This window comes from Dehalococcoidia bacterium, from assembly GCA_030018455.1.
GTDB lineage: Bacteria > Chloroflexota > Dehalococcoidia > DSTF01 > JALHUB01 > JASEFU01.
This window is the reverse complement of sequence record JASEFU010000011.1, coordinates 1-26,090: the sequence shown is the minus strand read 5'-3', so window position 1 is coordinate 26,090 and position 26,090 is coordinate 1. Positions and strand designations below refer to the sequence as shown.

20 protein-coding genes and 2 riboswitches are annotated in these 26,090 nt (G+C 64.7%); of the genes, 5 read left to right on the top strand and 15 right to left on the bottom strand.

Going from position 1 to position 26,090, the window contains the following annotated elements; genetic code table 11:
• Positions 1-5 precede the first annotated feature (5 nt).
• The 10 genes from QME71_10610 to QME71_10565 form a co-directional block, all read right to left on the bottom strand.
• Positions 6-1,001 carry a type II secretion system F family protein gene (locus tag QME71_10610; protein MDI6858751.1) on the bottom strand — a complete coding sequence of 332 codons (996 nt, stop codon included), beginning with the start codon at positions 999-1,001 and terminating at the stop codon, positions 6-8.
• A 3-nt stretch (positions 1,002-1,004) separates the two neighbouring features.
• Positions 1,005-2,366, bottom strand: a complete 1,362-nt coding sequence (locus QME71_10605) for a CpaF family protein (protein MDI6858750.1) — start codon at positions 2,364-2,366, stop codon at positions 1,005-1,007.
• Between the two features lie 36 nt (positions 2,367-2,402).
• On the bottom strand, positions 2,403-3,590 hold the full coding sequence (locus QME71_10600; protein ID MDI6858749.1) for an AAA family ATPase: 1,188 nt from the start codon (positions 3,588-3,590) through the stop codon (positions 2,403-2,405).
• Positions 3,591-3,648: 58 nt separating this feature from the next.
• Positions 3,649-4,509, bottom strand: coding sequence for a Flp pilus assembly protein CpaB (gene cpaB, locus QME71_10595; GenBank protein MDI6858748.1), 861 nt, complete (start codon positions 4,507-4,509; stop codon positions 3,649-3,651).
• A gap of 303 nt (positions 4,510-4,812) precedes the next feature.
• On the bottom strand, positions 4,813-5,970 hold the full coding sequence (locus tag QME71_10590) for a hypothetical protein (GenBank protein ID MDI6858747.1): 1,158 nt from the start codon (positions 5,968-5,970) through the stop codon (positions 4,813-4,815).
• A gap of 10 nt (positions 5,971-5,980) precedes the next feature.
• Positions 5,981-6,448: a TadE/TadG family type IV pilus assembly protein gene (locus QME71_10585; GenBank protein ID MDI6858746.1), complete on the bottom strand. Its 468-nt coding sequence runs from the start codon at positions 6,446-6,448 to the stop codon at positions 5,981-5,983.
• 110 nt (positions 6,449-6,558) lie between these two features.
• Positions 6,559-6,738: a Flp family type IVb pilin gene (locus QME71_10580; protein ID MDI6858745.1), complete on the bottom strand. Its 180-nt coding sequence runs from the start codon at positions 6,736-6,738 to the stop codon at positions 6,559-6,561.
• Positions 6,739-6,876: 138 nt separating this feature from the next.
• A complete protein-coding gene (locus QME71_10575) occupies positions 6,877-7,140 on the bottom strand; it encodes a hypothetical protein (protein ID MDI6858744.1) in 264 nt (87 codons plus the stop codon).
• Positions 7,133-7,699: a sigma-70 family RNA polymerase sigma factor gene (locus QME71_10570; protein MDI6858743.1), complete on the bottom strand. Its 567-nt coding sequence runs from the start codon at positions 7,697-7,699 to the stop codon at positions 7,133-7,135. The genes QME71_10575 and QME71_10570 overlap by 8 nt, the downstream gene beginning before the upstream one ends.
• Before the next feature lie 201 nt (positions 7,700-7,900).
• Complete coding sequence (locus tag QME71_10565) at positions 7,901-9,736, bottom strand: VWA domain-containing protein (GenBank protein ID MDI6858742.1); 1,836 nt, start codon at positions 9,734-9,736, stop codon at positions 7,901-7,903.
• A 597-nt stretch (positions 9,737-10,333) separates the two neighbouring features.
• Positions 10,334-10,467: riboswitch (cyclic di-GMP riboswitch) on the top strand.
• A 136-nt stretch (positions 10,468-10,603) separates the two neighbouring features.
• Positions 10,604-10,766, top strand: a riboswitch (cyclic di-GMP riboswitch).
• 96 nt (positions 10,767-10,862) lie between these two features.
• Between QME71_10565 and QME71_10560 the strand changes: the two genes are divergently transcribed.
• From QME71_10560 to QME71_10545, 4 genes are all read left to right on the top strand, one after another.
• Positions 10,863-12,281 carry a hypothetical protein gene (locus QME71_10560; protein ID MDI6858741.1) on the top strand — a complete coding sequence of 473 codons (1,419 nt, stop codon included), beginning with the start codon at positions 10,863-10,865 and terminating at the stop codon, positions 12,279-12,281.
• A gap of 166 nt (positions 12,282-12,447) precedes the next feature.
• Positions 12,448-14,259 carry a vWA domain-containing protein gene (locus QME71_10555; GenBank protein MDI6858740.1) on the top strand — a complete coding sequence of 604 codons (1,812 nt, stop codon included), beginning with the start codon at positions 12,448-12,450 and terminating at the stop codon, positions 14,257-14,259.
• Positions 14,260-14,464: 205 nt separating this feature from the next.
• Positions 14,465-14,905 carry a hypothetical protein gene (locus QME71_10550; protein MDI6858739.1) on the top strand — a complete coding sequence of 147 codons (441 nt, stop codon included), beginning with the start codon at positions 14,465-14,467 and terminating at the stop codon, positions 14,903-14,905.
• A gap of 168 nt (positions 14,906-15,073) precedes the next feature.
• Positions 15,074-16,426, top strand: a complete 1,353-nt coding sequence (locus tag QME71_10545; GenBank protein MDI6858738.1) for an ATP-binding protein — start codon at positions 15,074-15,076, stop codon at positions 16,424-16,426.
• Positions 16,427-16,504: 78 nt separating this feature from the next.
• Here the strand turns inward: QME71_10545 and QME71_10540 are convergent, their stop codons facing one another.
• The gene (locus tag QME71_10540) at positions 16,505-17,461 is read right to left on the bottom strand and encodes a CAP domain-containing protein (GenBank protein ID MDI6858737.1); all 957 of its coding nucleotides are present in this window, start codon (positions 17,459-17,461) and stop codon (positions 16,505-16,507) included.
• A gap of 197 nt (positions 17,462-17,658) precedes the next feature.
• Positions 17,659-19,398 (bottom strand): DNA mismatch repair endonuclease MutL, encoded by a 1,740-nt coding sequence (mutL, locus tag QME71_10535; protein MDI6858736.1) that lies wholly within the window; start codon positions 19,396-19,398, stop codon positions 17,659-17,661.
• Positions 19,399-19,468: 70 nt separating this feature from the next.
• Here mutL and QME71_10530 point away from each other — a divergent pair, with 70 nt between their 5' ends.
• Positions 19,469-20,884, top strand: a complete 1,416-nt coding sequence (locus QME71_10530) for a S8 family serine peptidase (protein ID MDI6858735.1) — start codon at positions 19,469-19,471, stop codon at positions 20,882-20,884.
• A gap of 41 nt (positions 20,885-20,925) precedes the next feature.
• Here the strand turns inward: QME71_10530 and mutS are convergent, their stop codons facing one another.
• The 3 genes from mutS to QME71_10515 form a co-directional block, all read right to left on the bottom strand.
• Positions 20,926-23,538, bottom strand: coding sequence for a DNA mismatch repair protein MutS (gene mutS, locus QME71_10525; GenBank protein ID MDI6858734.1), 2,613 nt, complete (start codon positions 23,536-23,538; stop codon positions 20,926-20,928).
• A gap of 64 nt (positions 23,539-23,602) precedes the next feature.
• Positions 23,603-25,465, bottom strand: a complete 1,863-nt coding sequence (locus tag QME71_10520) for an NADH-ubiquinone oxidoreductase-F iron-sulfur binding region domain-containing protein (GenBank protein MDI6858733.1) — start codon at positions 25,463-25,465, stop codon at positions 23,603-23,605.
• Positions 25,465-25,968 (bottom strand): NAD(P)H-dependent oxidoreductase subunit E, encoded by a 504-nt coding sequence (locus tag QME71_10515; GenBank protein MDI6858732.1) that lies wholly within the window; start codon positions 25,966-25,968, stop codon positions 25,465-25,467. The genes QME71_10520 and QME71_10515 overlap by 1 nt, the downstream gene beginning before the upstream one ends.
• Positions 25,969-26,090: the final 122 nt, after the last annotated feature.

Here is a 26,090-nt window from a genome sequence, read left to right as displayed (position 1 = left end):
TCCGGTCATACCTCAATCTTCAGGATGCGGCGGATGAGAAGTATTCCCATTCCCTCCAGCACTCCCGCCGCCACAAGCGCTATCCGGCCCGCGTTCGTGGTGAAGAGACTCGCAACGTAGCTCTCGCCCATCATGCTGCCGACTAACGTGAGTATGCCGATGATTGCCACCGGCAGGCCGCCCACTATGTAGCCCGACATGCGCTGCTGCGCTGTCAGGGTGCGTATCTCTCCCTTGATGCGCGCCCTCTCTCGCATAGTGTGCGCGACCGTATCCAGGACTTCCGCCAGGTTCCCGCCGACCGTGCGCTGAATGAGGATGGCGGTGACCACGATATCAAGGTCGTTGCTCTTGACGCGGTCGTTCAGCGCGATAAGGGCCTCTTCGAAGCTCGCGCCCACGTTCACGTCGTTGATCGTCTGCTTGAATTCCGTCGCGAGAGGCGGCGCGAGCTGCTCCGCGGCTAGGTCGAGGCTCTGCAGCAGGCCGAACCCGGAACGAAGCGAATTGGAGACGAGACCGAGCGCCTCCACAAGCTGGTCGTTAAACTTCGACAGGCGGCTCTCTATTCGCCGCGACAGATAGAACTTGGGGAGCATGTAACCGACCGCGCCCACACCCAGGGCGATGACGAGGTTGACGCCGCCGCTCCCCATCAAAACAAGCACAGCCGCGAACAGCACGAGGGCAGCCGCTACTCGGAGGCTGAGGTACTCGCCCACTCTCAGCTTCAGATCGGCGCGCTCCAGGTCCCGCGCTACCGAGTCCACCCACTCTTTGCCCGAGAGAAGGTCGGCGATGAACGAAAACCTGCTGAGCTCGGTGCGCCTCAGCGCCGAAGAAACGAACGATCCAGCAAGAGGCGCGCGGTTAACGACGTGGTCAAGGCGCCGCCGCACTTTGCGGTCCTTCTTCTCCATCACCATTTCGTGCAACATGATGAAGAAGAGCAGGACGGTGACCATCACCGAAACGGCGGCCATAGCGGGCAACACGTTCATCCTTTACCACTCTCCTGCGCCGAATATGTCATGCGGAAGCTGAATCCCGGCGATGGCGAACTTCTCCGCAAACTGCGGCCTTATCCCTGTCGGCCGGAAGTCGCCCACGATCCGACCCTCGCCGTCGATACCCCGTTGCTCAAAGCGGAAGAGCTCCTGCATCGTCACCACCTGCCCCTCCATCCCCGTTATCTCCGAGACGGAGGTGATCTTCCTCGATCCGTCGGGAAGGCGCGCGATCTGGACGACGACGTGAAGGGCGGACGACATTTGCTCACGTATCGCGCGTATGGGCAGGTCCAACCCGGCCATCAGGATCATGTTTTCGATGCGCGCGAGCGCGTCGCGAGGAGAGTTGGCGTGGATCGTGGTCAGAGAGCCCTCGTGGCCCGTGTTCATCGCCTGCATCATGTCGAACGCCTCAGACCCGCGGACCTCACCTATGAGGATGCGGTCGGGGCGCATGCGGAGGCTGTTCCGGACAAGGTCTCTCTGAGTCACTTCGCCCTTCCCCTCGAGGCTCGGCGGGCGCGCCTCGAGGCTCACCACGTGTCCCTGTTGCAGCTTCAGCTCCGTCGGGTCCTCGATAGTAATGATGCGCTCGCTGTCAGGGATGAAAGCGGAGAGAGCGTTGAGCAGTGTCGTCTTTCCACTGCCCGTCCCGCCTGATATGACGATGTTCAGCCGCACCTGGATGCAGGCGCGCAGGAATTCGGCCAGCTCCCTCGTCAGGGTGCCGGTAGCGATGAGGTCTTCTATTGTCATCTTGTCCTGGCGGAACTTTCGAATGGTGATGGTGGGGCTGCGCGGGGCCACGGGCGGAATGATGATGTTCACACGAGAGCCATCTGCGAGCCGGGCGTCGACCATAGGAGACGATTCGTCGACTCGCCGGCCCAAAGGCGCGATTATGCGCTCGGCGATGCGGAGGATGTGATTGTTGTCGCGAAACCGCACGGGGCTCAGGTAGAGGCGGCCCTCTTTCTCATAGAAGACAGTGTCCGGCGCGTTGACCATGACTTCCGAGACGGCGGCGTCCTTGATAAGGGGCTCGATAGGCCCAAGACCGAGGACCTCATCGGCGACGGCAGTCACAAGCTCGTCGCGGGTCATGCCAACGATGCCGGGCATCTCCTGAGCGATGAGAGTGCGGGCAGCGTTCTCCACCGACTCACGCGCCTTCACCGGGTCCAGCCCGTCAAGGCGGCTCGGATCGAGCTCTTCTATGAGCCGCTGGTGCAGCTTGTACTTCAATTCCGTGAGGGCTTCGTTGGTCTGCATCAGGCGCGAGGAGGTGCTGCCGCGCTGGGCGCCTCGTTCCTCATCTGCGCCTGTTCTTCTTGGCTGCCACTGAAACTGTGTCATGGCCCGTCCCCGACTCTCTGTTATTGAATGCTGAAACTACCGTCCCAGGAACTTCTCGAGGAAGCCCTTCTTCTCCGGAGCAGCGCCGCTTAACGCGTAGGCAAGATCGGTAATGCTTCGCGAGACGCGCGCGTACGGTTTCGTGACGATTACGGGCTGGCCAAGCTGGGTGCTGGTGGCCACGTTGAGGTCGTGAGGGATGCGCCAGAACACCGGGTATTCGAGCACGCGCTCGACGTCCTCTTCCCGCAGTGTGTTGGCGGCTGTCGAATGGTTGACCGTCAACTTGACCTTGTCTTCGGACACGGAGGCGCTCTGGAGCATCTCCAGGGCGAGCGCCGTGTCCTTTATGCTGGCGATATCCATACTCGTCACCAGCAGGATAAGTGCGGCGGCCTCGAGAGCGGCCGCGACGATCTCGTTGAACGTGCCCGGTGTGTCGACGATCACGTAATCGTGCGATTGCGCGAGCAAATCGATGATCTTCGTAATCTGCGGCGGCGTGACGTTGCGCCATTCCGTCGGGTGCAGCGGCGCCGGCAGGATCATGACCCCCGTGTGATGCCGGACAAGATAGTCCCGTACCGTGTCCCTGTCCATCTCATTGATGTGCCGTGCCAGGTCGGCTATGCTCTGCTCCACCGCGATGTCCATCATGATGGCGACGTCGCCGAACCGCGTGTCCATGTCGACAAGGGTAACGCTGCTGCCTGTCGCCTTCAGGAGGGCCGTGGCCAGGTTCGTCGCGATGGTCGTCTTGCCGATCCCGCCCTTGGCGCCGAACACGGTTATAACGGTCCCCCGGGCCGGCGCAGCTCTATGCTCCCCCGAAAACCGGAGGCGCCTCTTCTCCTCCTGTTCGAGGACGCCGTAGATGGCGCGCGTGAGTTCCTCCGGCTTCAGCGGCTTGATGATATAGTCCCTGGCTCCCGCGACCATTGCCCGTCTTACGGAGGCCGCATCGGCCAGAGACGAGTAGACTATGACGGGGGCATCAGGGATGGCGTCGATGAGCGATTCCACTGTCTGAAGGGCGCGCGCTACCGGCTCTTCTACGCTGACGAGGAAGATGTCGGGCGGCGATTCTTTCGCCACGGTTACCGCTTCGATGCCGTAGCCCGCTTCACCGACGACCGCGAAATGCGCCAGGGTAAGCGCCCGCTTGGTGTCGGCGCGAGCGCCAAGATCGGCGTCTACAATCAAGCACTCCGGAGTCCTAGCCATCTGCCCCCCAGATCCCTCCAGACCGAACCAAACCGATGATTGCTGGCCCCCGTCCGGGCTACTGCGCCCTCGGGGGCGGCGGCACGAAGCCGGCCGGCAGAAGCTCCGTTTCGATGATCGGCCGAACGTCCGGCGTTTCAGAATCGCCAAAACCGCGGACGATAGCCCGCAGAGTCCCGTTCGCTTCCGCGAGGAAAAGCCATTCCGCCTGCTCAGGCTGCACCAGGAGAGTCAGCGTGGTCGCCTCGGGGTCGGGCTCCGCCTCGGAGGCGCGGGCGCGCTGTCCCTGGTTCGCGGAGGCGTTTGCAGCGCCGTTCGTGTCTTCTTCCGGCGGCACGTCGGCTATCGTCTGCGCGACGGCAAGCACCTCGACATTCTGAAGGATAGTGCGCACTAGGTACGCTTCGCGTTCTTCGCCCTTCTGGTCCTCCACATTGAAGACGGCCAGAATGTCCACGTAGTCGCCAGGGAGGACTAGGCCGCCGGCGCTCAGCACCTGATCGGCCTTTATGGAAATGGCGCGCATCCCGCTCGGTATGACGAAGGCGAGGGCGTCCGTCTCCTGCTCTCCGCGTAATGAGACCGTCTTGGCGGAGGTCACCTGCTCGTCGATCTCGATGGGGTAGCGCGTGACCCTGCCGACCGCGTCCTCAAGGTCTTCATACACCGTCGTCATCTTGGCGCTGACAGGGACGCTTTTGAGTTTCACCATCTCGGCCGTGATCTGCGTTCGCGCAGGGATCTCGACGGCTGCGACGACGATCTCCGCGGACGTTTCCGAGCTGGCCTTATCGGTCGTGCCGCCTTGATTGAGCGCCACGTAGACAAGGACGGCGCTAAGGGCCGCGGAGACCAAGGCCAGCATTAGGAACCGACGGTTGATCCGGCCTCCTGGTGCACCGGCTCCTGCTCTAGCCATGGGACTACCTCCAGTCTTGGATGGATGTCATGCCGTATTTCTTGTGGCAGACGCGAGGCCGGACATCTCGCCGGCCAGACCTATAAAAGTATCGGCCGCAACCACCTCCCCTTGAACCCCGTCGGTCGATGTTTTCACCAGTCTGTCGCCCTTCGGCGCGTATCGCCTCCGGAATGGCTTTTCGCGTGACCGAGGGACGACCCTGAGGCAAAGTTGTCTTGAACCTTGCCGCGGCGAGCCACTCATCTAACCGGCGGCATAGGTCGACAACCGTAGGCGCGCGATCGACTCCCGCCCCAATCCTTAATCATTCTGGACCAGCTTGATCCTGAGCGGCGCCAGCACGTTGTCGCTCTCCCCCACCAGGTTCGCCGGAGTGACTGTAGCATGCTCAAGGAACACCCCGTAGACCTGCGTATCGGAAGGAGGACCCGTGCGGTCCCAGAAAGCGACGTACATCGAAGCGATGCCGATGATCGTGACCGGCTCGCTCGATCCGCTGGGCAGGTGATCGATGATCGGGATCATGGCGACGCGCCCCATGCCGTTGGTTATCGGGTTGCGGTCGCAGCCCTCACGCACACCGTCCTCGTAAGGGTTGTAGGCGCCCGTCACGGTGCCTCTCGTCGGATCAGTCGGGTCAAGCTCGAACTCCACGTCGCACCAGCCGTAGCCCATCGGATCGCTGATGCCGTCGCTCTTTTCGTATTCGTAGTAGTCATTGAGCGCCTTGCGAGTGGGCTGGCCGACATTTCCGGGCTTTGTGTTCGTAACGATGTCGTCCCCCTCCCGCCAGACGTTTGCGTCCTCCGTCACGCACCCGGCCATGATCAGCGCCACATAGCCGTTGGTGCCCGTTTGCCCCAGGTCGAGGATGCGAAAGTTGCCCTCCACCTGGAGGCCCGTCATCGTTTTCATGACGTAGACCTCGCCGGGCTCAACACCCAGATAGGTCCCGTCGCTGGGGTCGAGATCGTTCGGATCGCCGAGGATGCCCCAGGGGCAGATGGGACCGCCGGCCGAATGAACCACTCTCGCCGTCGCCTCCCGTTCCACGGGGAGACTGGTAAGCCCGAGAACCCGGGCGAAGAACGTCCCGGAGGAGCGATCGACGCGGGCAGAGATGGTGTCGGTGACGCCGTCACCATTCGCGTCGCTGAAAGTACAGCAATCGAAGTGCTCCGGCTGTACACCGTTTCTTGTCGCCCATTCGCGCGCCTTATCGGCGGCGGCAGCAGTATTCGGGGGGTCGCTAAGGAGCTCCTGGGCGCCGGCCAGTACGGCGGCGTCGACGTCGTTCTGAGCGTCTCGCAGGTCTCTCATGAAAATGCCCATGTCCACAGCCAGCGCCGTGAAGCCCATAACCGCCGTGACAAGCACGGCGGTCAACGTAAGGATCTGAGCGCGCTCTCGGCGCAGTCCTTTTCTAATCAGCGAGCGCATTCCTCTTAAATAGCGCATGTTCCACCCCCTACTCCAGCCGCATGTCCGCTACCGTCTCCATGTGAAGAGGTCCCGCTATGCCGCTCACAAACGCACCCAGGGGCGTGATGTAGTCGTAGTCATACGTCATCTTGACTCGCACGGGGTCGCCGGTATCGCCGCCCGCGCCCTCGACGCCAACCGCGAGGTCCGCCCTCGGCAGACCGGACGCGGTGCTGCAACTGCGGCCAGCTATGGACGACTTGTCAGCCGGGTCCACGGTCGCGCAGGAGGCGGGGCTCGCCAGGGTGCCGGCGGTGCCCGGCTCGGCGTAGACGGCGCCTACGCGCGCACCTTCTCGCGCGGCGTTGGTGATAGTGATCCAGCCACGCAGCCCCATGCCGAAGTCGACAATCGCGAAGACGACGACGAGGAAGATAGGCAGAACGAGCGCGAACTCGACCAGACTCTGGCCCCCATGTGTTCTCAGCAGCCGGCGGCCTGTTTTCGCTGTCATCCTCTTCATCGTTATCACCACCAACCTATTGTGGGTGGCGGAGAGGGCACCCGGCTCTCTCCACCACCCTGGTTTCAGCTACTTCGTGGGCACCAGCAACACGAGTGCCGCTAGGCCACACCACCGATCGCGTCTGCGACCGCGGTGAAGGCGTCCTTGATCTCCGGCCCGAGTGCGAGCAGGGCCACGATGGCGACGATGGAGACGAGCGCCAGGATCAGGCCGTACTCGGCCATCGTCTGGGCAGTCTCTTCGCGAAGCCAGCTAACCAGTCTGTGAACGAAACTCATCTTGTTTCCTCCTTGTTCGTTTGGCAGAATTCATATTCCGTCTCGCGGCGGGTCCCCTCTTCAAGGACCCCCGATTCGACCCAACTCGGTTTCTCTTTTCTTCTCTCACCTCCTCCGCCAGCTAGAGCCTCTTGAATGCTATAAGTCCTCGTGCCCCTCGGCCGGCGGCGCGGCATACTCCCTTGCCGCGGAAGAGCGCTCCAGCAACCGGCGGCGCGTCTCCCTCTGGAACGCCGGCGATGGCACTCTCTCCGGCGGCAGCGGCCGTATCATCGCCGCTATCTCCAGCAGCGCCTTCAGCTCTTCCCGGTAGTGCGGGTAGATTGCCAGGCACGCTTCCATGTCTTCTCCTCTCCTCATCGCTTCCAGGCAGTCCGCCAAGGCTTCCACGATGCTAGGCAACTTCGTCCACCTTCATCATCTTGCGCAGCGCGCAGAGCGCGCGGTGCTGAATGACCCGAACGGCGGGTACGCTCTTCCCGAGGATCTCCGCTACTTCCCGGTAATCCAGCTCCTCGACGAAGCGAAGGATTATGACTTGACGCTGGTCGTCGCCGAGACGCAGGATCGCCTGGCGCACCTTCTCCTCCTCCGCCTGGCGCTCGGCAACCGCCTCCGGATTGCGCGGCAGCCCCTCGTCGACTATCGATTCGTAAAGCGGGGTGTCCCCCTTCCTGCTGCGGAGATGGCTTACCGCCAGGTTGTGCGCTATGCGCAGCAGCCAGGACGCGAACGGCGCCCCTCTCAGCTGGAAGCGGTCGATCGCTTCCCAGGCCTGGAGGAACGTCTGCGCTGTAAGGTCTTCCGCTTCCTTGGTGTGATTCACGAGGTAGTAGATGTGGCGGTAGACGCGTATCACGTTGCGGTCGTAAAGCTCAGCGAACGCTTCCGTGTCGCGCGTTATCGCCCGTCGTATCAGCAGCCGCTCATCGGTCACAGGCGGCTTGTCCAGCTTTAGCACGGCGCGCTCCTCGCAGGCTAACAGGTATGCCGTTAGTCCTACCCCTTAAGTGGTAGTCCCTAAGGGGTTCCACTTAAGTATCGGCAGCTAGGGCGAGGTCTGTAGTGGCAGACCGATGAAATGAACGAGGCGCCGAACGAAAGCGGACGCCGGCCCAAGCGGGGGTCTTCCGCGTTGCGGTTGGGACTCGAAGCGGCCGGATCAGGCCGATTCACGCATCGTGCTGATGTCGGAGCAGGAAGCGCCGAAGCCCCGTAGCGCCTCGCCTATCGCCGCGTCCGTGGCCCGCTCCTCCTCTGTCTGGGGCACCACGAGTGTGAAGATAAGGCGGTGAGAGCCGAGCGTGACCTCGTCACCGTCCTCGAGGACGAGCCAGCCGCCGCTTGTCCCCTCGGAGGCGATGACGCTGAGTCGCGTCAGCTTGTGGAAGATCAGTTTCCGGCTCTGGTGCAGCCAGGCTCGTGCTTCCTCGGGCCCGATCCGGCCGTCGTCCTCCGGCAAGACGATGGTGCACCAGGGAGCGCTGCCGATGCTCACCGGCCTGCTGCCGATGAGGTACTCCTGCTGCTGCCCGCCTGACACAACTACAATCCTTCCCAGCCGCTCTTCTTTGGTCTCCGCCTCCGGTTCCGGCTCTGGCTCATCGAGCTGCGTCCAGTCGCCGAAACTGGCGCCGTGTGAGGCCGTCGACCACGGACGCAGACGAACCTCGACGGCGCGCTTGGGAATGCGGCGAAGATGCCGCCGCCGGAACACGAAGCCGCCAGCGATTCCCAGGACGAGCAGGACGCCGGCAGCGGCCAGCAGCAGCACGGGCTGCCCCCCGCCTGATGGGGGCGCAACGACGCTGAAGGCCACCTCGGCGCGGCTCACGCCGCCCGCGGCCCTCGCCTCTACTGCCAGCACGTGCCCCCCGGCGACGAGCGACGCGGGGTCCAGCGAAAGCTCGTAGGGGGGCGATGTCTTTTCGACGACCACCGCGCCGTCAACGAGGAAGACCAGGCTTTCCAGCTCGCCCTCGGTGTCCACTACGGCCGCCACCGAGATCGCCGAATCGATCTCGTCGCCCTCGGCGAGTCCCGACAGGGAGACCGACGGCGGCGCAGGCGGCGGGGTCTCGACAGCCGTCAGCGTCGCCGTGGTGGAAACCGAGGCCCCGTTCACGACGACCGAGAGCTCCAGCGACAGCGGCTTGCTGCGGTCCGAGACGGGAGAAGTGAGACGCAGCACATACTGGCTCCGCAGAACGTTGCCGATCTCAGAGTAAAGCTGACTGAGCCCTTCCGCCGTCGGCGTCTCGAGGAACCGCGCCCTGCTGGCCTGTGCTACCGCTGTCAGGTACTCTCGGTCTATCTCCGTGCCGAGGCCTATCGTATAGGTGGGAACGCCAGCGGCGCTCACGGCGGCAATCGAGTCGTCGCGGGTGACCCTGCTCATGCCGCCGTAGTCGACGCCGTCGCTGAGCAGGATGATGACGCGACGCGGTGAAGGCGCAGCGGCGGCCCTGGCTGCGGCGTCCGCGGCCGCCTGATAGAGGGCGGTGTTGCCGAGCGCTGTCAGGCCGTCGATGGCGCGGATTACGGCTTCCTTATCGGCGGTGAAGTCTTGCACGAGGGAAACGCTGTCGCTGAAGGTGATGACGGCGACGCTGTCCTGCGGCGACAGGCCCTGTACGAACTCGGCGGCGGCGAGGCGCGCCTGCGCAAGCGGCTCGCCCTCCATGCTGCCGCTCACGTCGACGACGAGCGCGACGGCCAGGGAAACGTCGGAGTCGAGAGCGGTCCGCAGGTCGTCGATGCGGGCGGGCTCCCCGCCGACGCGCGCCTGGAATGAGTCGCCGGTGAGGCCCGGCACCGGACGGCCGGCGGCGTCGAGCACGTTGACGACGGCGCCCAGCGCGGGGAAGGCGCTTTCGTCAAGGCTAACGATGTCGACCGAATACTCGTCGGCGGAAGCGGGCGCAGCGTGCAGCACGCAAGCGAGCGCGACAAGCAGCACGTTGGCGAGCAAAAGGACGCGTCTCCGTCTCAGCGTCATGCCATAAGACCCATTCTTGCTTACAGTATCCGTCTCTCTCCAGACGCATTCAGCCGGTCGCCAGGTCGTCTACCGGCGATCGTATTGTCGTCTGACGCCGCTGGGCAGTGGCTCTATCCTATGGCCATGCATGCGCCACGCGGTCGAAAAGGGCGAACGCGCTGTCTCCCAACAACGCAACGGTGCCCACGACCACGAGGAACACCAAGCTAAGGATGAGGCTATATTCAGCGAGCGCCTGGCCGCTTTCATCGTCAATTCTGTCCAAATCCCGGACCATCCCTACCCCCCGTCTCACCTGCGCCTGTAACGAACGCAGGTAGGCTGCGTTTGAGTTTTGATGAACGGTGCCAGCGGGTGTACTTGACAACCTATCGGTTCTGTGACAACATGACATTAGTTTCTACCCACTGGAAGGCTGGTTGGCGAGCAACACACCGTTCCACTAATATTCTCGACTTTTTTCCATCGGCCTGTAACTCGCAAGGAGGCGTAGGGGCCTGAAACAGGGACCTTGCGGAAGCGGGGTAAGGCGGCAGCCGGGGCCAGGATAGGCCCCCAGCAAAGCAGCCTCAGGCACCTCAAAAAAAGAATACGCCTCCGAAAAGGCAAGGCATGGGAAACTGTGCCAGCAGGCGATATCAGGCCTGCCTCCCCCTCAGGGGGAGCGCAAAGTCACGGGTCTAAGCCCCCCTACGGGTTACCGGGGGTATGACGGCCGGACTATCGAAGGGCTAGCTTGGGAAGTCCTTCAGCCCGCCGCTTCAATCGAAGGACGGCGGGCCGGCTTCTAGGGGCTGAGGGACCCGGAGCGGGGGAGGCGGGGCCCTAAGCCGGTCCCTTGGCCCCTTTTACAGGAAGAATACGTCTCCGAAAGGGCAAAGGCCGGGAAACCGGCCGGCGCAAAGCTACGGGTCTACGGTTCCCCGCCGAGAAGGGACGCATCGGGCGGCAATCTGGAGAGACGGTCTCTCCGTCCAAGAAGGGACGCATTGGGCAGAGCTGGAACTAGGGTCGCCGGGCTGCCGAAGAGCTGCTTCGGAGGGTTCAGCCGTCGTCTTCGCGTCTCTGAAAAGAGAGGGCTGAAGCCGGCGGCTTTTGTTATCGAGTCGGGGAGGGTGTGAAGATGAAGGACAGATTACAGATGGGGCGGCTAACGCTGGCATGGGCAGCGTCACTGGCCGCAATCTTTGCCGTCGCGGCGGTCGCCTCGCTGATCCTCTCTGGGATACTGGGCGGGTCCGCTGAAAGGGCTGCTGCCTCGCCGGGCAACATCCAGTACACGCTCGAGGGCCAGATATACGGAGACGGTTACACGACAGGAAACCTGTGCGCTGGAACCGGCTCTGGAGACTGCTGGCACGACGGCGACAACGTGCCGCACCGGCTGACCATGAAAGGGTTAACGGCCGGGAGCACGTATAGCGGTTGCCTTCAAATCCAGCACGACTACAAAGACAATGTTGGAGTCGTCGGCTACGACAACTTCAACTCGATTGGTAGCGGAGACGGATCAGCCAGCGCCATCAGCATTGCCTCTCTCGGCGAGTCTCCAGGGGGCGGAGGCCGTACGGTTATCACCTATGACGTTGTCTTCACCGCGCTGGCTTCGACCGTCCAACTCGACTGGAACGCGCAACTGGGGCCGGAGGCCCATCTCTGGAACGGCGCTAGCTTGCACGTGCGGCTCGTTCGCGGCATAGAGTGTGAGAGCATTGGCAACAAAGAAGTGCCGCTGCCCGTAAATCAGTTGACTCCTTTGACACCAACTCCGACCGTCACCAATACCCCTACACCTACCGAGACTAACACTCCCACACCGACCGATACGGCAACACCCACGCCGACCGATACAGCGACGCCCACGCCCACGAACACGGCAACGCCCACGCCCACGGACACAGCGACGCCGACGCCCACGAACACGGCGACGCCCACGCCCACGAACACGGCGACGCCCACACCGACCGACACGGCGACGCCTACCCCCACGAACACGGCAACGCCTACGCCCACGAACACGGCAACGCCTACGCCCACGAACACGGCAACGCCTACGCCTACGGACACGGCGACGCCTACGCCTACGGACACGGCGACGCCTACGCCTACGGACACGGCGACGCCCACGCCTACGGACACGGCAACGCCGACAGAAACCAGCACGCCGACGGCAACGCCTACCGGGACTCTTACGCCCACGGCGACGCCGACTGCCACCGATACGCCTACCGCCACTCCAACAAGCACCAGCACGCCCACAAAGACGTCCACGCCGCCCGAGCGCGACACACGGACGCCAACGCCCACGCGCACGTCCACGCCTGCCTTCACGGCGACACCGGCCGCGACCATCGTCCCGCCCGCGGCCACGCCCACGCTCGTACGGGAGGTCATCCCTGTCGAGAGGCTGCCGGGGGCCGGGGCCGGCGATGGCGGAGGCTTTGCCTGGAGCAGCGCGGCCGGCGTTGTGACCGCGCTGTCCGGCATCTCGCTGATGCTGGTCGGGCTCAGGCTCCGGGGGAACCCGCGCCGGCGAAGCTAGAAGTCGCCTCCTGGGGAGGCTGAGGAAGGTTGAGTAGAACAAGTGGCTGGCTGCCCGCGTAGTAACGGGCGGCCAGCCTTGAGAAAGGGGCAGGCTGCGGCATCGCGCCCGCTGCCATGCCGCCGCCGAGATTCACATCGCAAGCTCAAAATCGAGGGAGATAGGGGTGAGCAAAGCACGGATTTCTAGCCCGCTCTGGTTGAACGCTCTCTTCGTAGCGGGGGCGCTGATGCTCGCGCTATCGCTGTCGTTTCTCGCGGGCAGAGGTGCCGCGGCTCGAAACTCCATCGAGCCGCTCATGCCCTCTAACGCCGAGCTTTGCCCCGTTCCCATCGACATCGCCCTCGTGTTCGACCGAACGAGCAGCATGAGCGACAGCAACAAGCTGCAACTCGCCCGCGAAGCGGCGAAACACTTGGTCGACGTGCTGGACGCGGACGGCGACGGCTCCATATCGCCGCATCACATGGCGATCGTTAGCTTCCACGACGGCTACGCGTCGGTGGATAGAACGCTGACCGATAACGCCGTTCTTCTTAAGAGCACCCTTGATGGCTTCACGAGCGGCAGCGGCCACACCAACATCGGCGAAGCGATATGGCGGGCGCAGGCGCAGCTTGCGGGTTCAAGCCCGGCGGTACCGGACTACATCGTCCTCATGTCCGACGGCGCCGGAAACCGCCCGCTCAACGTTAAGCTCCCCGGCCTCGAGAACGACGTCTACCTGGACGTGAACGATGACGGCGTGGTGAACAGCGCCGATGACCTCAGCGTCGACTATCCGGGGGAAAGGGATACAGGCCCTGACAAGCCCGACTTCGTGGTGCAGAACGGCAAATTGATTATCGACGATGGCGACCCCGATAACTCGTGGTGCAGCGTCATCGACGTCGATAGCACGGGGCCCTGCTGGCCAACTTCTTCTGACAACTACAGTTTCGACAGTGACATCGCGTCACAGATAGGTCCCGGCATAACGCCCAACTTCGAGATTCGATACGCGCTCGTCCGCGTGGACAGCAACGGCGATAACGTGATCGATGCCGTGCTCATTAATAGCGACGGCAGCGTGGACGGCAACGACAACGGCAATGACGCCTACCACCGCTACCACGCCTCTCAGGCCAAGTACGCCGGATCAACAATCTTTGTCCTTGGCTACGACATAGGCACGTCGCAAAACGAGGCGCTCTTGCAGCAGCTTGCATCTTCTCCCGCCCACTTCATCTCCGTCCCCGACCCCGAAGACATCGAGGAAGCCTTTGAGCAGCTAATCTGGGAGCTTTGCCCCACGACTCCCACGGCAACCGCCACCAACACGCCGCCGGCTACGGCGACAGCCACGAAGACATCGACACCTACCGCCACCGCGACGCGGACCCCTACTGCGACGCCAACTGCCACGAGAACGCCCACGTCGACGGCGACGGCGACGGCCACGCCCACGGCGACCGCGACCAGCACCTCAACAGCCACCAGCACGCCCACAGCCACCGAGACGGGCACGCCCGTCCCGACAGCAACGGCGACATTTACTCCCACGGGCACGGCCACGCCTCCTCCTACGAGCACATCGACTCCTCCACCCACCGCTACGTCCTCGCCCGCGGCAACGGACACGCCCGTACCCACAGCGACGTCTTCGCCCAGCCCAACCGCGACGGCAACGGCCACGCCGACAAGGACGCACACGCCCGAGGAACCCACGGACACTCCTCGGCCCACCAGCACGCCGCGACCGACCTCGACGGCGACGAGCGCGCCCACGTCGACGCCGGTGAGGGAAACGCTGCCGCTGCAGACGACGCCTACACCCCGACCGTCGCCGGGTGCGCGCGCCCTACCCACGACAGGGACGGGTTCCAATGGTTCGCCATGGTCGGGCCTGGCCGGCACAGCTTCGGCCACGGCGGTTGTTGCCGTGATGGGCAGCCTCTGGCTCCTCGGCAACGCCTGGCGGCGCAGGCAGGAACGCTAGGCCCCGCGAGCACCTGAACTGATCCGTTGAGGAGGGCTCCACGAGGGCCCTCCTCCTTCCTGTCCGCCCGCCCTGAAGCCGCTGATTCCTCACGATCCTTCAGGATAGGACGCCTTCTTGCCGATACTTCCATAAGACAGGGGTGCTTGGTGCCGGCAGCAAATGTCACGCTGGGCACCCCGCTCGTTGACAGCAGGAGGTCTTGATGCTGCGACCGCTCATGCGTCGCCTCCGCCAGCAATCGATGGACTCGCGCGTGCGTGAAGCCCTGGAGGCGGGAATCGGACTCTACCACAACCACTGGGACCTCAAGGGGCAGGAGCAGGGCGGTCTACGACCGGAGGAAGCGGGCCGGACCGCTCTCGAGTGGTGCCGCCACACGATGGCCCGGATGCGCCGCCCCTATGGGCTCGACTACGTTACTTTCGCTCTCGCTCTGCTCGATGAGAACAACCAGGAGCTCGCGCGCATGAGTTTCGGCGTACTGCGCCCGGCCGATTTCTACAACGAAGGCGCAGCCGTCCAGAGAATCGACCAAGCCGTCCGCGCGTGGCTGACTGCGGGCCACTTCGAGCGTGCGTCCGACCTGTCCGCTGTCATATTCAGTTGGGGCGATATAACGCGTGAGCTGCTTCTGGCCGGCTGAGAAGCCGGAGGACGCTCGCCGATGGAGGGCCGGACCGCGGTGTTTATGAAGCGGGAGGGGTGGCGGATTGGTCCAGCGTTTACGTTGTGAATACGGCAGTTTACGAGACTCGGCTCGTCGGCGGAGGGCATTACGAATCCGCCGGCGGGAAACGATAGGAACACGACCATGCAAACAATCGAACTGGGACGGGGCGTCGCCGAAAATGACCGCGGTAGTCCGCCGGTCGTCTTCGCCCCTCAGCCGCAGACTGTCGAGGAGACGGGACTCCACTCCGGCCTCCTTCTTGATCTATGCATCAAATGCGTCTATTTCGCCGGGCGTCCCACCGGACGCCAGATCGCGAACCACATGGCGCTGCCCTTCCCGATCGTGGAAGAGCTGCTCGACTTCCTGAAGCGAGAGCAGTTCACGGAGGTAGTGGGAAGCGCCGGCGCCGGAGAGCAGCAATACAAGTACGCGCTGACCGTCAAGGGCATGGAGAAGGCGGAGGAGGTGCTTCATCGCGGGCAGTACAACGGCCCCGCTCCCGTCTCCTTCGAGCAGTACGTTGACATCCAGAAAAGACAGTCGGTGCGCGGACTGCACATCAGCAAAGAGGTCATCACGCGGGAGCTGTCGCACCTCATCCTCGACGAGACCACCCTTTACGCCATCGGCGCGGCGGTGAACTCCGGCCGTTCGCTCCTGCTGTACGGAAACTCGGGAAACGGAAAAAGCACGGCCGCAGCCACCATCGGCAGGATGCTCCCGGGCCAGGTACTGATCCCGTACGCGTTCGAATACAACGGCCACATCATCCGTGTGTTCGATCCGCGCGTTCACGTGGAGGTCCCCGACGATCTTCTTCCCGACAGACGCATCGCCGAGAACGGCAATCATTTGGCGGAAGGCAACGAGCGCCGCCGCGATCGCCGGTGGGTGAAGGCGCTGCGGCCGGTCGTGATGGCGGGCGGCTCACTGAGCCTGCAGGACCTGGAGCTCCGCTACTCCGACGTGTCGAAGTTCTATGTCGCCCCCTTGCAGGTGAAGGCGAACGGCGGCGTCCTCGTTATCGACGACTTCGGGCGGCAACTCATCGAGCCCAAAGAGCTGCTGAACCGCTGGATCCTGCCGCTAGAACAGGGCGTCGACCACCTCACGTTGCACACAGGCGACACGATCGTCATCCCGTTCGATCTCCTGCTCGTCTTCTCGACCAACCTGCCGCCGCGCCAGCTCGGCGACGAAGCCTTCTTCCGGCGCATCCGTCACAAGATCGAGTTGCCGGACCCCTCGCAGGAGAACTTTATCCGTATCTTCCAGCAGGTTTGCGAGTCGAAGAACATCCCCTCGCAGGATGGGACGCTGGACTATCTGCTGGAGCACCACTACATCAACAAGGGCCGCGGTTTCCGCGGCTGCCACCCGCGGGACATCCTCGAGCTGGTGGAATCGATCGCCAACTACCGCGATGAGCCGCCGAGCCTGACCCGCGAACTCGTCGATCTCGCCTGCAGCTTCTACTTCGTCGACCTCTAGCGCGACGCGACAACGACGAGCGGCAACGCCCGGCGGCCGAAGACGCCGGCGCCCTCGATTCTCCTCAGAGAGCGGCTTCTAGTAGCCCACGAATATCAGGGTGAAGTACTTCATTCCTGCGGCATCGACGGCAGCGCCGACGCCGATCAGGCTGTAGTGGGGACTAAGGATGTTCTCGCGATGCCCCTGGCTCGCCATCCAGTCCTGCAGGGCCACGGCCACCGCTTCGCTGTCCGGGTAGTTGTTGCGCGCAAGGTTTTCGCCCGCCCAGCCGTAGGGTATCCCGTAGCGGTCCATTATCGTGAAAGCCGTGTCCCCCGTCGGGCTGGTGTGGGAGAAGTAGTTGTTCGCAGCCATGTCGTTGGAACGCTCGCGCGCGACTCCGACGAGTCGTCCGTCGAGCTGAAGGGGCGCCAGTCCCGCCGCCTGTCGCTGAGCGTTCACTCCCGCCAGGATGTCTGCTTCGAACGCGGTGAGCGTGGCGGGAGGAGGAGGCGGAGGAGGAGGCGGGACCGGAGTCGCGGTGGGAGCCGGTGGCGGCGCAACAGGCGTGGCGGTGGGCGGAGGAGGCGGCACCGGGGTCGCAGCCGCAGGCGCGGGAGGTGGCGGTTCAACGACCGCAGCCGTCGGCCGGGGGGCAGTCACACCGCCATCGACACCGCCTTCCCGATCACCGCTTCCGCCCTCCGGCGGCGCTGCCGCAGCCACGAGTTCGGGCGGCGGAGCGCCGGACGGAGTTAGCAGCGCGGGATACGGCGCCTCCAGCGCAAAGGCATCGGCGCCGCTCCCCGCCAGGCGGAAGTCGAACGTCTGCAAATCGACCTCACCGCTTGCGGTCGATACCCTGTCGGCGCCGGGCCGGGCAGATGAGGCCCCGACAGCCGACGGCCCGCCCGCGGATGTGGTCGATTCCCCAAGGAAGAAGGCGGAGGAGACGACAAGGAGCGTTATGCCGGCGGCGATAAGAAGCGAACTCAGGAGCCCTCGCCCCAGACTAACGCCGCCGGTCACGTCGAAACTCGAGCCTCTTGACATTGACACCCTTCCCTTCGCCTCTCCGTGTTCCGCTTCCTAGGAATTGTCGACCGGATCAGGGGAGTCCTTTAGGGGAGAACCCTTAAGGGAGAGGGATTCTCGTCATAGCGATGCCCGACGGGAGCGAATGCAGATTCTGCCGTCACCCTATCTGTGGGAAGTATGTGTCTGAAGGGGAAGCCGGAAGAAAGGGTGGACTAGCGGCGGCGGAACTCGCGCGCGAGGGCGTCCGCGCTGAGGTGGATCATTGTCGGACGCCCGTGCGGGCACGTCCCCGGCGATTGCGTCTCTTCGAGCTGCCGCAGCAGCTCCCGCATCTCATCCGGGCTGAGCGCCTGCCCCGCCCGCACGGCGCCGTGGCAGGCAAGCGACATCGCGACCCGCTCGCGGCCGTCTGCCGCTTTGTCCTCAGCCTCCAGGAGGTCGAGGAACCGCAGCACCGCAGCGGCGATGTCTTTGTCGCCGAGCGCTGCCGGCACAGCGCGCACCAGGCAGGTCTTGTCGCCGAACGGCTCGATGACAAACCCCTGCTCGGTCAGCGCCTCGGCCAGCTCCGAGATCAGCGCTCGCTGTCTGAGGGAGAGTTCGACGGCGACGGGTTCGAGGAGGGCCTGCTTGTCTGGAGGGACGCTGCCGGCGGCGAGAAAGCGCTCGAAAAGGATGCGCTCGTGGGCAGCGTGCTGATCGACGAGATAGAGTCCCTGCGGCCCTTCTGCCGCGACGTACGTCAGCCCCACCTGTCCGAGTGCGCGTAGAACGGGAAGTTGACGCGTCAACGCGGGCTGTTCAGCCGGGCCCGCGCCCATCGCGCGCGCCTCTGGGCTCCCGTCAAGCATCCGTTCCTGCCGCGCTTCGCCTTCGGTCAGCGACACGCGCGTCGGCCAGGAAGGAGACCAGGCCTTGGTCGACACGTCGGGGATGGGCGAGTACTTCGAGATCGTGCGCCGGACCTTGCGCTGCAGCGTCGAGAAAACGTCGCGTTCGCGCCGCAGCCGTACCTCCGTCTTCGCGGGGTGCACGTTGACGTCCACCTCCGAGGGGCGGATACGAAGGTCGATTACGGCGATGGGGTAGCGGCCTGCCATAAGCATGCCCCTGTACGCCTCCTCGACGGCGAAGGCGAGGGGACGGTTCCGCACCCAGCGGCGGTTGATGAAGAGGCTGATGTAGCTCCGGGTGGCGCGCGAAAGGCCCGCCGGGCTGACGAGGCCGCTGATGGCTGCAGTCCGCGCTTCCTCGTCTGGCTCGTCGTCTTGCAGCGGCAGCAGTTGCTCCGCCACCTGGTAGCCGTAAACGCCTGCGGCAGCCTCGATGAGGCGCCCGCTGCCCGGGGTGCTTAGCGTCAGGCGGCCGTCCGTGAGCAGCGAGAAGCGCACCTCCGGATAGGCGAGCGCGTAGTGGCCCGTCAGGTTCGCTATCTGCCCCGCCTCCGACTGCGGCGACCGCAGGAACTTGAGGCGGGCCGGCTGGCGGCGAAAGAGGCCTCTTACGGTGACGGTCGTGCCCGGCGGAGTTCCGACCGGCTCGCACGCGACGACGCTTCCATCTGTCGCCCGCAAGACGGCCCCCGCATCGGCGATGGCGGGACGCGACGTCATCTCCACGTCGGCGACGGCGGCGATGCTCGGCAGCGCTTCCCCGCGGAAGCCGAGAGTCGCTATCTGCTCCAGGTCGCTCTCGCTTAGCAGCTTACTCGTGGCGTGCCGCTCGAAGGCGAGGGGCAAGTCGCCGGCGGCGATGCCGCAACCGTCGTCGCTCACCCTGATGAAATCGATGCCGCCGCGCCCGATCTCCACACGTATCTGCCGTGCCCCCGCGTCGAGCGCGTTCTCCACCAGCTCCTTGACCACCGAGGCCGGTCGCTCGATCACTTCGCCAGCAGCGATCTTCGCCACCGTTTCGGGAGAGAGTTTGCGGATGGGCAGTGACTTGCTCATTTTCCGCCAATTGTAGCACGCCGCGCTTGTGCAATCGCCCTGAGAACGTTATGGTACGAGCAGATCGGAAATGGAAGACGGTAAAGGCGTGAAGGCGCGCGCGAGGAGCCGCTTTTTCTTCCTGGTTCTCTTTCTTGCAGTCTGCCTGACGGAATCACTGTGGGGTGCCACGCACGACATCCTCAGAGCCCCCGGCGCCTCGACGGCCCTCGCTCTCGACGCCTCCGATGCCGTGCCCGGCGAGATACTGGTGAAATTCCGCGAGCCGGTCAGGGCCGCGGCATACGCCCCGGTGCACTTGGCGCTCGGTCACCAGCAATTGGGCCGCATCGATGAGCTGGGGATTGCCCGCGTGGGTGTACCGAACATTGGGGAAGCCATCGCAGTGTACGAAAGGCTGCCCGGCGTCGAGTTCGCGGAGCCGAACTACATAGTGCGCACCGATCTCACGCCCAACGATCCGCTCTTCGCCACGCGCCAGCAGTGGTACTACGACCTGATAGAGGCACCCGCGGCGTGGGACGTCGCCCTCGGCAGTCCCACGGTCACCGTCGCCGTTCTCGACACGGGAGTAGGCATAGAACACCCCGATCTCGCCGCCGCCATATGGACGAACCCCGACGAGACCGAAGGGAACCGCCGCGATGACGACGACAACGGCTGCGTCGATGACGTTCATGGCTGTAGCTTTGCCGTCAGCACCAGCCCGTCCTGTCGCTACCGGGCTACCCCAAACAACGACATCGACGACGACACGGGGCACGGCACCTTTGCGGCAGGGGTAATCGCCGGCCAGGGCGATAACCGTCTGGGGATCACGGGCGTCGCCCCCGGCGTCAAGATCATGCCGGTCAAGGTGCTCGACTGCACCGGCGCGGGAAGCACTTCGGCGGCGGCGGCGGGAGTGCTGTATGCAGCCAGGATGGGGGCCGACGTCATCAACATCAGCTTCGGCGGCGAAAGTGAATCTTTGACGATGAAGGACGCCCTGACAGAGGCGCACGACACCTATGGCGTCGTCATCGTCGCTTCCGCCGGCAACACCGCCACTTCGCGCACCACTTTCCCTGCCCGGCTCGACAACGTCATCGCCGTCTCCGCCAGCGACCGCAGGAATCCCGACACAAAGGCGCCCTTCAGCAACTGGGGACCCGAAGTGGATGTGACAGCGCCCGGCGTCGACATAGTGAGCACGATACCGTCACAGCTTTGCGGCGAGATCTTCGCCTGTCTCAGCAGCCAGCCTTACGCCTCAGCCAGCGGCACTTCTTTTTCGGCCGCGCTCGTATCGGGCACGGCGGCGCTCATCATCTCGAAGAACCCGCACCTCCTGCCTGACCAAGTTGCCGGGCAGTTGACCCGAACCGCCCAAGACCTGCCGGACGGCATTTACGCGAACTGGGACGGCGCGGGCCGCGTCCAGGCCGCGAAAGCTTTGACGCCGATCACTTACCGCGTGAACGTGGGCGGCATAACCAGGAACTAACGCCTCGTCCCCGGACCGTTTGCGGCGCAGCAAACGTGAGACTATCCCTCCCGCGCCCGTCCGCGCAGCTCGTAAAGTCGCGCAATCGCCTCCAGCGGAGTCATCGAATCGATATCCAGGTCTGCCAGCTCTTCCAGCAGCTTCGAGGGCGGCGCCAGCAGGGGCAACTGCTGCCTCTCTTCGCGGCGGCGCCGTCCCTCCACGGGCGAACGCCCGTCGGTTGACTCGAGGGCCGCGAGCACTTCGCGCGCCCGCTGCAGTACTGCTTTCGGGAGTCCCGCCAACTCCGCCACGTGAATGCCGTAGCTCTTATCGGCGCCCCCGGGCAAGATCCGGTGCAGGAAGACCACGCGGCCGCCTTCTTCCGTTACCGCCACGTTGTAGTTCTTCACCCGCGGCAGCGACGACGCAAGCTCCACCATCTCGTGGAAGTGGGTCGCGAAGAGCGTCTTCGCCGCCCGCGCGCCGACGTTATGCAGGTGCTCGACTACGGCGCGCGCGATAGCGAGGCCGTCGTACGTGCTCGTGCCGCGCCCGATCTCGTCGAGGACGACAAGCGACCGGGGCGTCGCGTTGTTGAGGATATTGGCCGTCTCCAGCATCTCCACCATGAAGGTCGACTGGCCAGAGACGATGTCCTCCTGCGCACCCACGCGCGTGAAGATGCGGTCGACCAGGCCTATGCGCGCGGAGGCGGCGGGCACGTAGCTGCCGGTCTGCGCCATGAGCACGATGAGGGCCACCTGTCGTATGTAGGTCGACTTGCCCGCCATGTTGGGGCCCGTCAGGACGACGATCTGCGTCTCGCTGTTCGAGAGTTCGGCGTCGTTGGGGACGAAGGCGCCCGCAGCAAGCGCCCGCTCGACCACGGGGTGACGCCCGTCCCGGATAACGATCTCATCGCCTTCTGTGAGCTCGGGCCGGCAATAGCCGTACCTGGCCGCCGCCTCGGCGAGCGCCATCCAAACGTCGGTCTCGGCGATAGCGCGCGCCACAGCGAGGACCTGTTCGCTCGCGGCTGCCACCTGGCTGCACACCTGACGGAAGACCGCCGACTCCAGCTCGCTGATCCGCTCGCGGGCGTCGAGCACGCGGCTCTCGTACTCCTTCAGCTCGTCGGTCACGAAGCGCTCGCCGCCCACCAGCGTCTGCCGCCGCTGGTAGTCCTCGGGCACGAGGCCCAGGTTTGCCTTGCTGACTTCGATGTAGTAACCGAAGACCCGGTTGTATCCCACCTTCAGCGATTTAATCCCCGTGCGCGCCTTTTCCCGCGACTCCATGCCCGCCAGATATTCGCGGGCGCCGGCGAGCGCCGACCTCAGGCGGTCCAGCTCAGGGGAAAAGCCGCGCCGCACGACGCCGCCCTCGTCGAAAGTCGATGCCGGGTCGTCCTCTATCGCCTGCGCGATCAGCCCCGCGGTTTCCGGAAGCGGCCGCAGGCGCTCGCGCATTTCTCCCACGACGCTCTCGCCTTCCCCTTCCTCAAGCAGTTGCCGCAGTTCGGGCACGAGCTCGAGTCCCCGCCTGAGCGCGACCAGGTCGCGCGGGCTTGCCAGTCCGCTTCCTATGCGGGCCACCAGGCGCTCGATGTCCGGCATCTTCGCCAGCGCTTCGGCCGCCTTGCTCCGGCGGAGGGCGCTCTCGTGGAACCACGCCACGCCGTCCTGCCTCCGGCGCAGCAGTGTTATGTCTAGTAGCGGCTGCCCTATCCAGCGACGCAGCAGCCTGGCGCCCAGGGGGCTGCGCGTCAGGTCGAGCGTCGCCGCGAGCGAGTTCTCCGGCCGCCGGTCGCGCCCTCCCTCGAACAGCTCCAGATTGCGCGCCGCCTGAGCGTCGAGCAGCATGGACCCGCTCGCGTTGTACGTGGAAAGGGAGTGAACGATGGAAAGAGCCGCCTTCTGGTTTTCCTTGAGGTAGTGGATCACGGCGCCCGCGGCGGCGACGGCCAGCGGCAGGCGCTCGCACCCGAACGCCTCCAGCGACGCCACCCGGAAGTGCTCGATCAACTCCCTGCGCGCGTTCTCGACCTCGAACCAGTACGGCTCGAGGTAGGTGACGGCCGCCGGCGACGCGACGGGTTCCGCGCCCTCCGGCAGCAGCAGCTCGGCGGGACGCAGGCGGGCAAGCTCGGCGGCCACATCGTCGGCATCGAGCTGCGCCACCGCGAACTCGCCGGTGCTTATATCAACGTACGCTATCCCCGCCTGTTCCGGACCGCGCCCTCCCCGCGTTGCTCCTCGCGACGGTCTCTTCTCGTCGCCGCTCTCGCGCGCGAGCGCCACGAGGTAGTTGTTGGCCCGCTCGTCGAGCATGTGGCCTTCAAGCACGGTTCCCGGCGTCACCACCCGCACGACCTCCCGCTCCACCAGCCCCTTCGACGTCGCGGGGTCGGTCATCTGCTCGCAGATCGCCACCTTGTAGCCCTTGCCCACCAGCCTTGCGAGGTAAGTGTCCAGCGCGTGATACGGTATGCCGGCGAGCGGCACACGCAGGTTCTTCCCCATCGGCTTGGAGGTGAGTGTTATGTCGAGCTCGCGCGCGCACAGCTTCGCGTCATCGTCAAACGTCTCGTAGAAGTCCCCGAGACGGAAGAGAACGATCGCGTGGGGATACCGCCGCTTGATGTCGAGGTACTGACGCCGGATGGGGGTCAAAGCGCTCCCTCGCCGATGGAGTCGGCGTCATTTTACATCAAGCGGGGTCGTACGTGGAGAGCGATCAGCAGGGGAGCTGGTCGACGAGCTGTATAGCGTCCGGGGCGATTTCGCGGCAGGCGCCGCACTTGATGCAGCGCTCCTGGCTGATGTGATAGCTGCCGGTCTCGCTCTTGAGGATGGCCTCGGTGGGGCATATGGCCGCCGCCTCCGGCAGCTTGTCGCTCTCGCCCGCCGCTTCGTAGCGGATGAGGCCGCGACACACTCGGGCCGGGCAGCGCTTCTCGAAGATGTGCGCCTTGAGCTCGTCCATGAAGAATTCGAGCGTGTTCATCACCACCGTCGGCGCCGCCTGCCCGTGGACGCAGTTGGCGTAGCGCATCGTGTCGCCGAGGAGGCGCATCTTGTCGATGTCGTCGGGGCGCCCTTCTCCCCTGGCGATGCGACGCAAGATATCGACCAGCCGCTGTGTGCCGCCGCGACAGGTCGTGCAGCGGCCGCACGATTCCTCTTCGGCAAAGCGCTCGAAGTGCAGGCACAGGTCGACGATGCAGGCGGAATCGTCGACCATGACGATGCCGCCGCCGCCCATCTGGACGTTGTGGGGTCGAAACTCCTCCGGCTCCAGCGGCAGACCCTGCGTCAGCTCCGCAGGCAGGATTCCCGCCAGGGGGCCGCCGGGCTGAATAGCTTTGAGTTCGCGGCCTGCCGGCAGGCCGCCGCCCATCTCGTAGATCAGGCGGGCCACGGGCGTGCCGAGGGGCACTTCCACGACGCCGACCCGCTGTATGTGGCCGGAGAGGCTGAACATCTTGGTGCCGGCGTTGCGCTCCGTCCCGACGGAGCAGTACGCATCCAGCCCGTTGCGGAAGAGGAGGCTGACGTCGGCGTAGGTCTCGACATTGTTGACGTTTGTCGGTTTCGCGAAGACGCCGGACTGCGCCGGGAAGGGAGGCCTGATCTTCGGCATGCCCCGCGAGTCCTCGATGGAAGCGATCAGGCCCGTCTCCTCGCCGCACACGTAGCTGCCGGCGCCCCGCACCACCTCCATGTCGAACGAGAGGCCGCTGCCCAGTATGTTGTCGCCCAGCAGGCCGCGCTCCCGCGCCTGGCGGATCGCCGTCCACACTCGTGTGTAGGCGAGGGGGTACTCGTGACGCAGGTACATGAAGCCGTAGCTCGCGCCCGTAGCGTGGGCGGCAATAGCCATGCCCTCGATAATAGCGTGCGGGTCGCCCTCAAGCAGCACGCGGTTCACGAACGCGCCCGGGTCGCCCTCGTCAGCGTTGCAGATGAGGTACTTCGGCGAGCCTTTCGCGGTGCGTAGGAACTCCCACTTACGTCCGGTCGGGAAGTCGGAGCCGCTGCGGCCGCGCAGGGTCGAATCGAGCACCTGTTTGATCACGTCCTCCGGCGACATGCCCCTCAGGACGGCGTCGAGTCCCGAATAGCCGCCGTTAGCGATGTAGTGGTCGATGTTCTCGGGGTCGATGACGCCGGTCCGCGCCATGAGGCGTCGCTCCTGGGGTATCCAGAAGGGCAGCTCGTCGAGGGAAGGAATGCTATCGGCGCCCGGCCCCGATACGACCGCTACCGCCAGATCGCGGCAGACCCCGTCCTTCGCCAGCGCCTCCTCCACAAGCTGCGCGACCCTCTCGGCGGTGACCCGGCCGTAGAGCACGCTGCTGCCGCCGGGCTTCGTGATGCGGATAAGCGGCTCTTCGTAGCAGAGCCCGTTGCAGGCGGTGATGCCGATGTCGATCTCAAGCTTTCGACGCTTGATCTCGCCCCGCAGCTCAGCGAGCGTGTCCTCGACGCCGGCGGCGATGCTGCACGTGGCGACGGAAACGGTGACGCGGGGTCGCGCCGGCGCCTCGACGGCTTTCCAGGCCTCTTCTGCCGCCTTCCGCAGCTCCTGGTAGCCCATCACGATTCCGCCTTCTTCCGCGATCCGCGTCCGGTCGCGCCGTCGCGCTTGAGCTCTCTGGCCAACCGGATGACATCGCTGACTGTGAGCGGTCCGCGCACCTTGCCGTTCACGTAGAGTAGCGGCGCGGCAACGCAGCTACCGTCGCATTGCGCCTCGCGCAGGCCGATCTTGCCGTCGGGAGTGTCCTCGCCCAGTTTGATGCCGAGCACGGCCTCCAGCGCGGCCAGCATGTTGGCGCTGCCCTTCAACCGGCAGGCGGGGCCGCTGCACCAGCCGATGGCGACTTCGGGCGGCGGGGTCGTGCGGAACTCAACGTAGAAGCTGATCATGCCGTAGACGCGAGCGGGCGTCGTGCGGAAGCGTCGCGCTATGGCGGGGACGGCGTCAACGGGGATGTAGCCGTAATGCTCCTGGAGCTTGTGCAATGCCCCCAGCAGGTCGCCGTCGTTGGGCTTGAACTCGGAGATTAGCTGCTCGACTTCGGCGGCTTCCAGAGTCAACGAAGCTTCTTTCTAGGCCTGTGACCACGACTCATACTATATGTGAAATCTGTTACGTTCAAGACGCTGTACTCGTCCGGTACATTCCGTACACTCACCCCCTTTCCGCTTGTTTCTTGAGC

Bases quoted from the DNA above. Each gene is read 5' to 3' on its own strand.
- QME71_10610 (MDI6858751.1), bottom strand. From the start codon at position 1,001: ATGAACGTGTTGCCCGCTATGGCCGCCGTTTCGGTGATGGTCACCGTC.
- QME71_10565 (MDI6858742.1), bottom strand. From the start codon at position 9,736: ATGACGCTGAGACGGAGACGCGTCCTTTTGCTCGCCAACGTGCTGCTT.
- QME71_10545 (MDI6858738.1), top strand. From the start codon at position 15,074: ATGCAAACAATCGAACTGGGACGGGGCGTCGCCGAAAATGACCGCGGT.
- QME71_10520 (MDI6858733.1), bottom strand. From the start codon at position 25,465: ATGGGCTACCAGGAGCTGCGGAAGGCGGCAGAAGAGGCCTGGAAAGCC.
- cpaB (MDI6858748.1), bottom strand. From the start codon at position 4,509: ATGGCTAGAGCAGGAGCCGGTGCACCAGGAGGCCGGATCAACCGTCGG.
- QME71_10530 (MDI6858735.1), top strand. From the start codon at position 19,469: ATGGAAGACGGTAAAGGCGTGAAGGCGCGCGCGAGGAGCCGCTTTTTC.
- QME71_10590 (MDI6858747.1), bottom strand. From the start codon at position 5,970: ATGCGCTATTTAAGAGGAATGCGCTCGCTGATTAGAAAAGGACTGCGC.
- QME71_10585 (MDI6858746.1), bottom strand. From the start codon at position 6,448: ATGACAGCGAAAACAGGCCGCCGGCTGCTGAGAACACATGGGGGCCAG.
- QME71_10560 (MDI6858741.1), top strand. From the start codon at position 10,863: ATGAAGGACAGATTACAGATGGGGCGGCTAACGCTGGCATGGGCAGCG.
- QME71_10540 (MDI6858737.1), bottom strand. From the start codon at position 17,461: ATGTCAAGAGGCTCGAGTTTCGACGTGACCGGCGGCGTTAGTCTGGGG.
- QME71_10580 (MDI6858745.1), bottom strand. From the start codon at position 6,738: ATGAGTTTCGTTCACAGACTGGTTAGCTGGCTTCGCGAAGAGACTGCC.
- QME71_10600 (MDI6858749.1), bottom strand. From the start codon at position 3,590: ATGGCTAGGACTCCGGAGTGCTTGATTGTAGACGCCGATCTTGGCGCT.
- QME71_10550 (MDI6858739.1), top strand. From the start codon at position 14,465: ATGCTGCGACCGCTCATGCGTCGCCTCCGCCAGCAATCGATGGACTCG.
- mutL (MDI6858736.1), bottom strand. From the start codon at position 19,398: ATGAGCAAGTCACTGCCCATCCGCAAACTCTCTCCCGAAACGGTGGCG.
- QME71_10605 (MDI6858750.1), bottom strand. From the start codon at position 2,366: ATGACACAGTTTCAGTGGCAGCCAAGAAGAACAGGCGCAGATGAGGAA.